The 13,274-nt window shown below is 49.4% G+C and carries 13 protein-coding genes; 12 read left to right on the top strand and 1 reads right to left on the bottom strand.

All coding sequences use genetic code 11. From position 1 onward, the window contains the following. Positions 1 to 221 precede the first annotated feature (221 nt). The 6 genes from IJ22_RS06850 (at position 222) to IJ22_RS06875 (ending at position 6,879) form a co-directional block, all read left to right on the top strand. On the top strand, positions 222 to 2,090 hold the full coding sequence (locus tag IJ22_RS06850; RefSeq protein WP_062408119.1) for a sigma-54-dependent Fis family transcriptional regulator: 1,869 nt from the start codon (positions 222 to 224) through the stop codon (positions 2,088 to 2,090). Between the two features lie 110 nt (positions 2,091 to 2,200). Next, entirely contained in the window at positions 2,201 to 3,226 is a 1,026-nt protein-coding gene (locus IJ22_RS06855; protein ID WP_054819806.1) for a PdxA family dehydrogenase, read from the top strand. 25 nt (positions 3,227 to 3,251) lie between these two features. After that, positions 3,252 to 3,554, top strand: a complete 303-nt coding sequence (locus tag IJ22_RS06860) for a UxaA family hydrolase (RefSeq protein WP_054819807.1) — start codon at positions 3,252 to 3,254, stop codon at positions 3,552 to 3,554. Continuing rightward, positions 3,544 to 4,716, top strand: coding sequence for a UxaA family hydrolase (locus IJ22_RS06865; protein WP_235594276.1), 1,173 nt, complete (start codon positions 3,544 to 3,546; stop codon positions 4,714 to 4,716). The genes IJ22_RS06860 and IJ22_RS06865 overlap by 11 nt, the downstream gene beginning before the upstream one ends. A gap of 18 nt (positions 4,717 to 4,734) precedes the next feature. After that, positions 4,735 to 5,469 (top strand): SDR family NAD(P)-dependent oxidoreductase, encoded by a 735-nt coding sequence (locus tag IJ22_RS06870; protein WP_235594277.1) that lies wholly within the window; start codon positions 4,735 to 4,737, stop codon positions 5,467 to 5,469. 309 nt (positions 5,470 to 5,778) lie between these two features. Beyond that, on the top strand, positions 5,779 to 6,879 hold the full coding sequence (locus IJ22_RS06875; RefSeq protein WP_054819808.1) for a tartrate dehydrogenase: 1,101 nt from the start codon (positions 5,779 to 5,781) through the stop codon (positions 6,877 to 6,879). A 48-nt stretch (positions 6,880 to 6,927) separates the two neighbouring features. Here the strand turns inward: IJ22_RS06875 and IJ22_RS06880 are convergent, their stop codons facing one another. After that, positions 6,928 to 7,686, bottom strand: coding sequence for a GntR family transcriptional regulator (locus IJ22_RS06880; protein ID WP_082660719.1), 759 nt, complete (start codon positions 7,684 to 7,686; stop codon positions 6,928 to 6,930). A 191-nt stretch (positions 7,687 to 7,877) separates the two neighbouring features. Between IJ22_RS06880 and IJ22_RS06885 the strand changes: the two genes are divergently transcribed. The 6 genes from IJ22_RS06885 (at position 7,878) to IJ22_RS06910 (ending at position 13,268) form a co-directional block, all read left to right on the top strand. Then, on the top strand, positions 7,878 to 8,714 hold the full coding sequence (locus IJ22_RS06885; RefSeq protein ID WP_062408121.1) for an IclR family transcriptional regulator: 837 nt from the start codon (positions 7,878 to 7,880) through the stop codon (positions 8,712 to 8,714). A gap of 381 nt (positions 8,715 to 9,095) precedes the next feature. After that, positions 9,096 to 10,247 (top strand): amidohydrolase family protein, encoded by a 1,152-nt coding sequence (locus IJ22_RS06890; RefSeq protein ID WP_062408123.1) that lies wholly within the window; start codon positions 9,096 to 9,098, stop codon positions 10,245 to 10,247. Continuing rightward, positions 10,190 to 10,552: a Rieske (2Fe-2S) protein gene (locus IJ22_RS06895; RefSeq protein WP_054817170.1), complete on the top strand. Its 363-nt coding sequence runs from the start codon at positions 10,190 to 10,192 to the stop codon at positions 10,550 to 10,552. The genes IJ22_RS06890 and IJ22_RS06895 overlap by 58 nt, the downstream gene beginning before the upstream one ends. A gap of 17 nt (positions 10,553 to 10,569) precedes the next feature. After that, on the top strand, positions 10,570 to 11,484 hold the full coding sequence (gene glaH / locus IJ22_RS06900; protein ID WP_062408125.1) for a glutarate dioxygenase GlaH: 915 nt from the start codon (positions 10,570 to 10,572) through the stop codon (positions 11,482 to 11,484). A 37-nt stretch (positions 11,485 to 11,521) separates the two neighbouring features. Then, a complete protein-coding gene (locus IJ22_RS06905) occupies positions 11,522 to 12,205 on the top strand; it encodes an RraA family protein (protein ID WP_054817171.1) in 684 nt (227 codons plus the stop codon). Continuing rightward, on the top strand, positions 12,198 to 13,268 hold the full coding sequence (locus IJ22_RS06910; RefSeq protein WP_062408129.1) for an Ldh family oxidoreductase: 1,071 nt from the start codon (positions 12,198 to 12,200) through the stop codon (positions 13,266 to 13,268). Before IJ22_RS06905 ends, IJ22_RS06910 begins: the two co-directional genes overlap by 8 nt. The last annotated feature ends 6 nt before the right edge of the window (positions 13,269 to 13,274 follow it).

Genomic DNA, 13,274 nt, shown 5'->3' on the forward strand with positions numbered 1-13,274 from the left:
TTGGACAGGATTGACGGCCTGTTCAACTGTGTTTTTTTGTAAGCCGGAGCCGACTCAGGATATGGACTGGAGTCATCCGGTTTTTTTGATATTTTTGCGGAACGAAATATATTGCGTAAAGGGCGAGCACATGAGAAAATAGGATTAGAATGATGGATGTTGTTGCATTTTTAAACACTTGTTCATGTGCTGCAAAAATCTTTATTTGAGAGGTGAAGGAATTGAATATACTTGCCATAGCTCCATATAAAGGGTTGAAGGATTTAATTCTGGAAGTGAATAAGGATTTAAAGAAAAACATCCATGTTGAAATCGGAGATTGGTATGAAGGGCTCGACATAGCCAAAGCGCTGGAAACCAAAGGTTATGATATGATCATCAGCCGCGGTGCGACCGTAAATCTGCTGAGGGAGCATTGTTCCATTCCGGTAGCGGAAATCAAAATATCGGGGTACGACATCTTGAGAACGCTTACGCTCTTGAACGGATTTGAAGGGAAAATTGGCGTGATGAGCCATTTGAAGGTGATTCAAGGAGCGGACTTTATAGGCAAGCTGCTGAATATGGACTTAACCTTTTACGACGATGCCGAGTGTGAAAAATGTCTGGAAAAGGCCATGGAAGACGGGGTACAAGTGATCGTCGGGGATGTTAAATCCACACAGGCGGCCAGGAGCTTCGGACTTCACGGCATTCTCATCACTTCCGGAAGGGAAGCTGTGATTGAAGCCATCCAGGATGCGGAGAGATTGGTTTATTATACGAATAAAGTAAAAGAAAAGTATGCAGGGCTGGTATCCGTATTGGATCAGCTGGAGGAAGGCGTAATCATTGTCAGTCCGCAGGAGGAATGTCAATTCATCAATGCCCGCGCGTGTGAACTGTTAAATGTAAACAAGGACCAATCGGTGGATACGCTGTTCAAAGCATCAGGCTTATCCATGAATTTAAGCGACGTGATGAAGCGGGAGGCCGTTCACAGCAGCGAAAGAGTGCAGCTTTCTGATAAATCGCTGGACATCAAGGGATTTCCGTTATATCTTGACGGACGGATGACAGGAGCGGCCGCTGTATTGAAATGGAACCCTGATCAAGCCGGGCGGAAAAAAATAGAAGAGTACCGGTTTGTAAAAAAAGCAAAGGCTTCCGCCCACTTCAATCAACTGGTCGGGAAATCACAGACGATGGTCAGGCTGATTGAGTGCGCCAAACGGATCAGCAAATCCGAACTGCCGATCATGATTTACGGGGAGCCGGGTACGGGAAAACACGTCTTAGCCCAAAGCATTCATAATGAAGGCGATTTAAAAACGAAAGCGTTTGTTACCATAGATTGCCATTCCCATTCACCCGAGATATTGGAAAAAGAAATGCTGGGGGCGGGTTCCGAGCCGGGTGCCTTTGAGCTCGCCAATGGCGGCACCTTGTATATGTCCAATATTGGCAAGCTGCCTCTGAGCCTCCAATCGACCTTGTTTCACATTCTGACGCGCCATAAGGTCAGGAGAATAGACAGCAGTGAAGAACGGGAGATCAAGGTGCGCGTGATTGCAGAACATGAAGAGAAATTAATCTCTTTGGTCTCCAGGGGGGAGTTCAGGTCGGATCTGTACCGCGTTATCAATACATTTACTTTAAGTCTTTCGCCGCTGCGTGAAAGAATAGAGGATATGCCCGATTTGATACGGATGTTTATCGCTTCGGCCAATGTCGTGACGGGAAAGGAAATCGTCGGAGTTCAACCGGAAGTGATGGACATTTTAAGATCGTACGACTGGCCGGGAAACGTATATCAGTTGAAAAACACCATCCATAAAATGTGCCTTTTGAGCGACGGACCGTATATCGAAAAAGACGAGATCGAACCGGTAATCAAGGAATTGGCGGACAGCACGGAAACGAGGAATCCCGCAGTATTTTCGTTCTTCAACAAGACTTTGGAGGAAATTGAAAGCGATATCATCTACAGGATTCTGGTAGAGGAAGAATACAACCAATCCAAAGCGGCGAAAAGGCTCGGCATCAATCGAACAACCCTTTGGCGAAAATTGAAAATGAAGAATCAGAAGGTCCTGGATTATAACCAATGATTAAAAATGCAACAAATCGATGCCACATAACTGTGGTCAAAGGTAACAATGCAAATTATAATGATAAAAAAACGTTTACATCAATCAATAAACGGTAAAGGAGATAAGGTATGAAAACTCAAAGAAAACCGGTTATGGCTTTGACTTACGGCGATGCAGCAGGAATCGGGCCGGAGCTGGTCGCTAAAGCGCTGCAAATGGATGAAATTCGCAGTTTGGCTCAATGGGTGCTGGTTGGTGATGAACGGGTGTTTAAGCAGGGGGCGGAGCTCGCCGGGGTCACCTTAAACTATCGAAAAATCGATTCCATCGAACAGGCTTCATTCCAGGAGCATGAGCTTCCGTTAATCGATCTGCAAAATATAAATCCGGATGATTTCCAAAAGGGCATCCTCTCTCCGGAAGCGGGGTTAGCGAGCGGAAAAACGCTGGAATACACTTTGCAGCTCGTGAAGGGGAATCATCTGGAAGGCGTGGTCTATGCTCCTTTGAATAAAGAAGCGATGTTTCGGGGCGGCCTTCATTTTGAGGATGATATTCATTTTCTTGCCGACCTGCTGGGCGTTAAAGACGGTTTCGGTGAAATTAATGTCATGGAGAAGCTTTGGGTATTCCGCGTAACCTCCCATATTCCTCTTCGAAAAGTAAGCGAGCTGATTACGAAAGAAAGTGTCGGTCAGCGGATTCGGTTTGCCCATGAAACGCTTACGGCAGCGGGTTATCATCAGCCGCGAATTGCGGTGGCCGCACTCAATCCTCATGCCGGTGACGGAGGTCTCTTCGGGACGGAGGAGATCGATGAAATGATTCCTGCGGTGCAAGAAGCACAGGCACAAGGCATCAATGTCGCGGGGCCTTATCCGGCGGATACGATTTTCCTGCGTCTTCCCAAGGACCCGTTCGACGCTTTGCTTGCCATGTATCACGATCAGGCGCAGACGGGCATGAAGCTGATGGGCTTTAACAAAGGGGTGACGGTCAGCGGCGGGCTGCCTGTCGTTCTGGCGACCCCTGCGCATGGAACCGCATTTGATATTGCGGGCAAGGGCATTGCCGATCCCGGAGCCATGGCACATGCCATGAGGCTGGCCGTTCGATTGGTTTTGGGGAAGAGGGATAAGGTAACCAATGGATAATAAGCGGGTGGGGAGATGATGCGGCATGGAGACCAACTACAGCACGGTCATGATGAAACCGATTGACAATGTGGCGGTGGCCTTGACGAATATTCCTGGCGGGACGGTAGTAACGGTCAACTGCGGCGGGAACACGATCGCTGTGGAGCTGAAAGAAAATATCGAATTCGGTCATAAATTTGCGGTCGCGCCGATATCCAGCGGGCAAGACATCTTGAAATATGGAGAAGTGATCGGCGTTGCGGTGAAGGATATCGCCGTCGGGGAGCATGTGCACGTTCATAACCTGGAAGGGAAACGGGGAAGGGGTGACCGCATTGTCTCTTGATGCTGTGACATTTTGGGGATATCGTCGTCCTGACGGCCGGGTAGGCATTCGCAACCACGTGTTGATCCTGCCTACGATTGTTTGCGCCACACAAGCGGCAAAGCATATCACGGAGCTTGTTCAAGGGACGGTCAGCTTTATTCATCAGCACGGCTGCGCGCAGGTAGGCGTCGATTACGAGCAGACGTTCCGCACCTATGTCGGCATGGGGACCAATCCGAATGTGTACGGTGTTGTCGTTCTCGGGCTGGGCTGTGAAACCCATCAGGCGAGAAGCATTGCAGGGGAAATCGCCAAGTCGGGCAAACCGGTTGAGGTCGTCTCGATCCAGGACCACGGCGGCACCTTATACACGGTAGCGGAAGGGGCAAGAATAGCTGCCAAGATGGTGCAGGATGCATCCGCGCTTCATCGGGAACCCTTTGACCTCCGTGAATTGATTGTCGGCACCGAGTGCGGGGGCTCGGATGCTTGTTCAGGACTATCCGCTAATCCGGCGGTAGGCGTAGTCAGCGATATGATCGTCGACCATGGAGGAACGTCCATATTAGCGGAGACGACGGAATTAATCGGAGCGGAACACTTGTTGGCGAATAGAGCCGTAGACGACAGGGTAGCCAAAAAAGTTTATGAGGTTATCCAGGCGATGGAAAGCCGCGCGTTCAAGATGGGGGTCGATATACGTACGGGGAATCCGAGTCCGGGCAATATCCGGGGAGGTTTAAGCTCGCTGGAGGAAAAATCATTGGGCGCAGCGAATAAAGCGGGAACCAGGCCGCTTCAGGAGCTCATCGATTATGCGGAAGCCCCGACCAAAAAGGGACTCGTATGGATGGATACGCCAGGCCATGACATCGAACAATTAACCGGGATGGTAGCCGGCGGGGCGCAAATCGTGCTATTCACTACCGGCAGAGGAACGCCTACCGGCTCTCCGATCGCGCCTGTGATCAAAATCTCTACGAATACCGCCATTTTTAACAAGATGGGCGACAATATTGACATTAATGCCGGTACGATCATAGACGGAACAGAAACGATCGAAGCTGTAGGACAACGTCTGTTTGACGAAATGGTTTCAGTATGTTCCGGTAAATGGACCAAATCGGAAATATTGAAGCAGCACGATTTCGGCATTTACCGGATAGGGCCTACTTTCTGAATATTGGAGGGAATACGGGTGAAAGGAAAAACCGCACTGATTACCGGATCGGCTACGGGTATCGGGAAAGCCATAGCGTGCCGTTTGGCGCAGGAAGGCGTCCATATTGCAGTCAATTATTCCAAATCGGAAAAAGAAGCCTTGGAAACCAAAAAGGAGATCGAGGCATTAGGTGTCAATTGCATAGTAATTCAAGGCACGGTATCGGATGACCGGAAAGTAAGGGACATGGTTCAGCAAACGATAGATACCTTTGGACGATTGGACATTTTGGTCAACAACGCCGGTGTGACCGATTTTGTGAAGCACGATGATCTGGAAGGATTGAAGGAAGAATATTGGGATCGGGTCATGGATGTCAATGTGAAGGGGATGTTCTTCTGCTGTCGTGCTGCCGCCGCAGAATTAAAAAAACAGAGAGGCTGCATAGTGAATATCACTTCCGTAGCAGGAATCACAGGCTTAGGCAGTTCCATCGCCTATGCGGCCTCCAAAGCGGCGGCGATCAGCGTGACCAAATCACTGGCCCGTGTGATGGCACCCGAAGTGAGAGTGAATAGCGTTGCGCCTGGGGTTGTGCAGACCAGGTGGGTGGAAGGCCAGGAGGATCATGTGATGCGCTTGGCAGAAGGGACGCCGTTAGGGAGAGTGGCTGCTCCGGAGGATGTTGCCGAAGTGGTTTATTCCGTGATTGCTCATTCCCATTTTGTGACCGGCGAGACGATTAAAGTAGACGGCGGTATGTTTATTTGACAGCAAATCGCATTTTATGAGGCATCGCACGATATGAAGGAGAGGCAGGGTACTATCGCCTCTCTTTTTTGGTTGGTTAAATCTATTAATGTATTCATTAATTTAAGATCATGAGCGAGATTCGGAAAGCGAGATTTTCTTTTGTATTGAAATTTTATAAGTTTTATCAAACTGATTTTACGCGGGTTTAAAATTTCGAGGATGAAAATACAAGAAACTATTGACAATAACGTATACGTTAATTGATAATGAACATACAGATCATCAATAAATCAAGCATATTACAAAATGATGGCAGGAGGCCGAAGCATGAGTGAACAACAACATTTTCGAATTGCAGTCATCCCTGGTGACGGTATCGGGCAAGAGGTAATCCAAGAAGGACAGCGTGTACTGGAGCACTTGGCCCAAGCGTCCAACGGAAAATTTTCTTTCCAGTTTGATTCTTTTCCATGGGGAAGCGAATATTACGCTAAACACGGCCGAATGATGGCTGAAGACGGGTTGGAGCAGCTGAAGGATTATGACGCTATTTATTTCGGCGCCGTCGGCTGGAAAAATGTCCCGGACCATGTGAGTTTGTGGGGATTGAGACTTGCGATCTGCCAAGGCTTTGATCAGTGGGCCAATATCCGGCCTGTTCGCTTCCTGCCGGGAGTGGAAAGCAAGCTGCGCCATCCGAATGTGGAAGAGCTGGATTGGATCTTGATTCGTGAAAATTCGGAAGGCGAGTATTCGGGCTTCGGCGGACGGAATTTCACAGGGCGGGGGAAAGGGAAGGAAGTGGCGGTTCAGTCGTCGGTGTTTACGGAGGAAGGCTGCGAACGGATTATTCGTTTCGCGTTTGAGACGGCCCGCACTCGTAAAAGAAAGAAAGTGACCAGTGTAACGAAAAGCAATGCACAGCAATATGGAATGGTGCTTTGGGATGAAGTGTTTGCGCGTGTGAGTCAGGAATATCCGGATGTCGAAACCGAGCAATGGCTGGTTGACGCTATGGCGGCCCGCTTTGTATTGAAGCCGGAAACATTGGAAGTCGTCGTGGGCTCCAACCTGATTGCCGACATTCTGTCTGATCTGGGCAGTGCTCTTGCCGGAAGCCTGGGGCTTGCCGCCAGCGCCAATCTCAACCCCGACAGACGCTACCCGAGCATGTTCGAACCCGTCCATGGATCTGCTCCCGATATTGCCGGGGCGGGCATAGCCAATCCGATCGGAACCATTGCCAGCGGGGCGCTCATGCTGGAGCATCTCGGCCTTCATGAGGAAGCCGCACTTCTCAATCGGGCGATCGAAGAAACGACTGGACAAGGAAAGCTTACTCCTGATGTAGGGGGTACCAGCAGAACCACGGAGGTTACTGATGCGATTATAGCTAATCTGTCCAATAAAGCTGCCAGTCTTAAATAATCCAAGAGCTGAGGTTGATTTCCGGAAAATCAACCTCAGCTCTTTTCTTTAGGTGGCGCGGATCGTCCGGAGCACTTCCAGAATTTCATTGCGGGCCCTGTAGCGGTGAGATTGCAGCATCGTACGGGCGGCTTCCGGTTCTCCGGCCTTCATGACAGCCAGGATCGCTTGATGTTCGATCATCGAGCGCGTAGGCTTGGGCCTGTATTGTATCGTATACAACCGGGCGCGGTAAAGCTGATCGGTTTGACTGTCCATAATGCCTCTAAGACGCGGATTTTTGGCCAGGTCCACGATATAGTTATGAAACTGATCATCCAGGTCTGTCCAGGCAAGGAGATCGTCGTTGTCCAGTGCCTTTTGCTGCTCATCAACGAGAAGCTCGAGCTGATGAAGTTCTTCTGAAGTGACACGGCCGGCGGCAAGACGGCCTGCAATGCCGTCCAGCGCTTCAACCACCTCGTAAATTTGCTGCAGATCATCCGCTACAATGGGCGCAACGGTAAAGCCCCTGCGCGGGATCAGGCGGACCCAGCCCTCCATTTCCAGACGAACGAGAGCTTCACGCACGGGTGTCCTGCTCATGCCCAGAATTTCGGCTAATGTCCCTTCCAGTACCGTTTGTCCGGGTGCCAATTGAAGATGCCGAATCGCATGGCGAACGGCTAAGTAGGCACGCTGCGGCAGGCGAGTTTCCTCATTCGTCTCTAACTGGGACAAAAAAGATTGCATATTGGAAGAAAGAGCAGGGTTGACCGGTTCTTGGTCATTTCCTTCAGACAGGGGAATCGTCGGTCGTTTTTCCATGTTTATCTGTACACATCCCGATAGCATAAGATTTGATGTCTTAATTTACTTAAATTATAACAAAAAGTAAGCGGATTCCTCAATGAGCCGAGGGGTTAGCGCTCCGGTACTTTTCTTGACAAAAGCCCATTTGTTCGTTAATTTCAATATATGGACAGTAGTTCAAATAAACGAATCATGAAGGTGGAGCTATGACACAAGATAACGGAGCATTTAGAACGGTTTCCCGGATATTTGCCATTTTGCGTCTGTTAAGCAAGAAATCACACGGGCTATCGTTCACGGAAATGATGAATGAGTTTGCCGATATCCCCAAAAGCAGCATGCACAATTTGTTGAAGCAAATGGCTTCACACGGGTATGTGTATTACAACGATGCAACAAAGCTCTATTCGATTGGGGGCGGCATGATTGAACTGGCTTCATCCATCGTGCATCATTTTACTGTCAAACCTTTGGCGCGTCCGTATATAGAGGATTTGGGGACCAAAACCGGGGAAGACATATACCTGGGAATTGTGAGCGGGGATGAATTGGTTTATATCGATAAGGTGAAAGGGACGCATCCCATCCGGTATGACATCCCCGTGGGCACCCGCAGGCAATTTTATTGTACTTCCATGGGTAAACTCTACTTAGCCAGTATGAAGGATGACGAACTGAATGCCTATTTTCAAAAAAAACAGCTGGTTCGAATGACCGAAAGAACAATGACGGATCCTGCACAGATCAGAGAGCACCTCAAAGCCGTTCGCACGTATGGATTATCCATCAGCTATGAAGAAAACATGGATGGCATTGTCGGCATTGCCGCTCCTGTTCTTGACCAATCCGGAAAAATGGCGGCCGGAGTGGTGATTTCCATTCCAACGGACAGAGCAGGCGAACAACGGCTCGATTTTTTGGCGAATCATGTCAAAGAGACAGCGGAGAAAATTACAAACCGCATGGGCGGACAACCATGGAATCGTGGTCACGGCATGGAAACGACCGCATTGAATTGGAAACACTTGATTGCAAGAATGTAATTCATAAAAGCGACCTCAAACCAAATCCTTTCATAGCTGCGATGGCGGCCGACAACCGGGAGCTTTGATTTCAAACCATAGCGGTAGCCGCCTTGAGCGTGATCCAGCGATCATTGATTTCCCCAACCTCCCGGTTTCTCACCGGACAACCCCCATTTGCTTGTTTCTCCATAACCCTGACTTTGATGAGAACCTTTCTGAAACCGCTACCAATTTTGTGATTGACAAGATTTGAGATAAGGAGTAAGATTTAATCAGTTCAATAGTTAGAACAAAAGTTTAAATATTTGAAAAAAAGGTGGTGGTTCATGGGGACAATATGGATGGGTCCGTTCACTGCACATGAAAAGAAATCATTGAGCACGAAGGGAGAAGCTTACTATGGCCATCAGAGGACTTAAAGTCGTCGATACGGACGCACATTATTTGGAGCCCATCGAACAGCTTGCCGATTATGCGGATGACGTTTGGAAATCGCGGATCAAAGGGGTGAGTCCGACCCGGCTGCTGCCCATGACGCTCGGGGATCGAATGATGGAGGGCCGGATCAGAAGGGAAGATATGGATTACAACTACCATATTGGATCGAACAAGGAAGGCGAAGTCAAGGCGGCCATGAACCGGCTGCAAATCGACGCTTCTATTTTTGTTCCAAACCACTTAATCTCGATGGGGCATACTCCGGTGAGAGATTTGGTCGTGGCACTTTGCAACGGCTACATCGATTTTATGATCGATAAAGTATTGGATCCTGATGAGGGGATTTACACCATGGTCATCGTTCCATGGCAGGATCCTGAAGAAGGCGCCAAAATCATTGAGCGTGCAGCTCATCATCCCGGTGTGGTCGGAGTATGCTTTATGTGTTCCGGCGCTTACCCTCCTCTTGGAGATGTTCGCTACGATCCGGTTTATGACGCTGCCCAAAGACATGACCTGCCTATGGTATTTCATTCCGCTCCCGGATTGACGCTGGTGGAAGGGGCGTCTCCCGCCGATGGATTTCAACGTTTGATCGAGTCCCATTCATTGGGATTTGCCGTAAGCAACATGATTCAGCTCACCAGCTTACTGATGCAGGGGATCCCGGAGAGGTTTCCAAAGCTCAAATTCGTATTTCAGGAATCCGGGTTGTTTTGGGTACCGATGATGATGTATCGTCTGGACGAATATTACTTGAAACGCCGTTCCGAAGCTCCATTACTCAAGGGCTTGCCGAGCGAATATATTTTGAACCGAATATACTTTGGAAGCCAGCCTATTGAAATGCCCAAGCAGACTCAGCACTTGAAAGCCGTGTTTGACATGGCCAACGGCTATGATCAGTTCATGTATGCCAGTGATTACCCGCACTTTGATTATGATGATCCTTCTATTGCCTATCGCATGCCGTTTCTGGATAAGGAAGCGAAAGCCAAATTTTTGGCAGGCAATGCCATGAAGGTGTTCAATCTTAGAAAAGGGGGAATCAAAAAATGGGAAAACATATCATCGGTCCCGTCGGACAATTCTCAGATGGAACCGTTAAAATAGTCGATCTGGAAGGGAAATCGGTTGGCATCGTATGCACGGGGGGGAAATTTTATGCATTACGCAATTTATGTCCTCATCAGGGCGGCCCGGCCTGCGGAGGCATTTTCCCTACATTAAAAGCAGCGATCCAGGCTAACGGGCGCATCGTGGAATACAATGATTACGAGGAACCGGTCGTATCCTGCCCTTGGCATGGCTGGGAGTTTGATGTGAAAACGGGCGAGTGCCTGGCCGACCGCACGAGGCGAATTGCCGTATATGACGCGACGATAGAAAACGATTCCGTGATTGTAACCATCCCCTGAAGAAAGGAAGAGGGTCCATGAATCCGTTTGGCACATTGAATTATGAAATCAAACCGCATCCGGAGCATCAGCGCTTGAAACATGTTGAGTTGAGCAACGCATCGCTTCAGCAATTTTTTCAATCCGTTAAGGACATCGACATCGAAAGAATCGAATATGTTCCGTTTGAACGATTTTATTTGGCCGATCAGCTTAAAGAAGCGGTTGGAGGTTCATTTCAGCAGACCATCCGGCAAATTCTGCAAGACCGCAGCAGCGGAGGCTTTACCATAGGTGTCCAGGAGCAAACGGACGATACGGATGAATATCTTAAATTTGCAACGGCGATTGCCTATCTCATCGGGATTTCCAATCATGACGCGATGTCGGGCAAGTTTTACGCCAGATTTGCTGTGCAGCATTCGGACGATAGCGATACGTACCTTCGTCAGGCTTTTCGGGTGCTGGAACTGCATACCGACGGCATTTTCGTTGATGAGCCGACGGATTGGCTGATCATGATGAAATTCGTGGAACGAAATGCTGTCGGGGGCGAATCGCGGCTGCTTCACCTCGATGATTGGGAGGACCTGCCTGCTTTCAGCCAACACCCCTTGGCCTCACATATTTATAAGTACGATTACTCCGACAGAGGCAGCAAGAACGTAACAAGTGCCGTATATAATCCCACCTTCTATGAACGGAACCATACCATCTGTATGCGCTACAACCACCAATGTGTCCATCCGCAAACGATAGAGCAGGCGATGTATCTTAAACATATTCAGGAATCGATGGAAAATAGTCCGGGAACGCTCGCCGTAAACCTGCCTGTCGGACAGCTGGTCATACTGAACAACCACTTCTGGCTTCATGGCCGGGAGGCTTTTGAAAAGAATACGGATCTGTACCGGGAGTTAATGCGGCAGAGAGGCGTTTTCGCCCAAAATTGATTTCCGTTCAAGACAGAAAACGGGGAGATGCATAGTATTGTCCAATATCGGATTCCGAATATGCAAGAGTGTCGACAGGATCAATCCGGCCATTATCGCCGGCTTTAAAGGGATTGCCGCATCGAATATTGCGGACGTCATGGGACGCTTTCGCGCTATGGATCATGCGATTAAAAGTGTGAACAAGCCGGGCATTCATGTTGTTGGAAGCGCTTTTACCGTCAGAACGCATCCCTCGGATAACTTAATGGTGCACAAGGCGATGGACCTGGCCAAACCGGGAGATTTGATCGTCATTGATGCTTCCGGGGATATGGGTCATGCGATACTCGGCGAGCTCATGTGTCACTATGCCAAGGGGAAGGGCCTCGGGGGTTTTATTGTCGATGGTCCCGTGAGGGATCTGTATGCCATTGCTGAGATGGGCTTTCCCGTCTTTGCCAGGGGCGGGACACCGCGCGGCCCCTACAAGGAAGGGCCTGGTGAAATCAACACCGTTATTAGCTGCGGCAATGTTCCGGTAGCACCGGGAGATGTCATTGTTGGTGATGATGACGGGGTTGTGGTCATCCCTTCAGCAGAGGCGCAGGAAGTATTAAAGTCAGCCCGGGCGGTGCAGGAGAAGGAAGCGGCGACCATTCAAGCGATTTATGACGGCAAATGGGATAGATCATGGATCGATGCCGCACTTCAAGCCAAAGGATGTGAAGTCATTGAGTAATGGGGTAGTGAAGGTGCCGAAGGCGGAGCTCCAAGATTTTGTTTCCCAGATTTTCACATGTGCAGGATTGGATGAAGAACAATCGTACACGTTGGCCAGACATCTGGTTCTGGCCAATTTAAGAGGCATTGATTCCCATGGCGTCAGCAGGGTCGCCATTTACATTGATAGGCTTCACAGAGGGATGACCAATAAAAAGTGCGAATTGAAAACCGTCCGGGAAACCGCCTCATTCGCTTTATTCGATGCTCAGAACGCTTCGGGTATCGTCGCAGCAACAAAGGGAATGCAGATCGCTGTAAATAAAGCGAAGCAGACGGGGATCGGGGTGGTCGGGATCAACCATTCGAATCACTGCGGCATGCTTGCCGATTACACCATGTATGCGGCAGAGCACGACTGTATTGCGCTGGCAACGACCAATGCCCCGGCGAATATGGCTCCATGGGGAGGCAAGGAGCGCTTCTTCGGGACCAATCCTTTATCCTATGGAATCCCGGCGGGCGAGGAGGAGGATATCATCTTCGATATGGCTTCCAGTGTCGTTGCCAGAGGCAAGATCATCAATGCTCAGAAAAACGGGCAAACCATTCCCGTCGGCTGGGCGATTTCCAGGGAGGGCAACCCGACAACCGATCCGACGGAGGCTTTGGAAGGGTTGGTGCTGCCGGTCGGCGGTCATAAAGGATACGGGATTGCGATGCTGGTCGACATTCTGTCCGGGCTGTTTACAGGAGCGCAATTTGGGCCGCATATCGGCGATTTGTACCGAAACTTTGAGCGGCATCAGCATGCGGGACAATTTTTTATGGTCATGCGTGCCGATTTATTTCAGCCTTTGCAGATTTTCAAAGACCGCATGGATCAGATGATAAGGGAAATTCGGCAGGTTCCGTTGATTGAAGGAGTAGAGCAAATTTACATGCCAGGCGAAATGGAACGGGGCATGATGGATGACCGCACGAAAAACGGAATACCGTTATCGACACAAGTTGTCCAGGAAATGGTCCAGGTTGCCAATCGCCTGCATGTATACAATCCACTGTTTCAAAGCGTGAAATAAGAGGGG

It is taken from the genome of Paenibacillus naphthalenovorans, from assembly GCF_001465255.1.
In the GTDB taxonomy this organism is placed as follows: Bacteria; Bacillota; Bacilli; order Paenibacillales; family NBRC-103111; genus Paenibacillus_G; species Paenibacillus_G naphthalenovorans.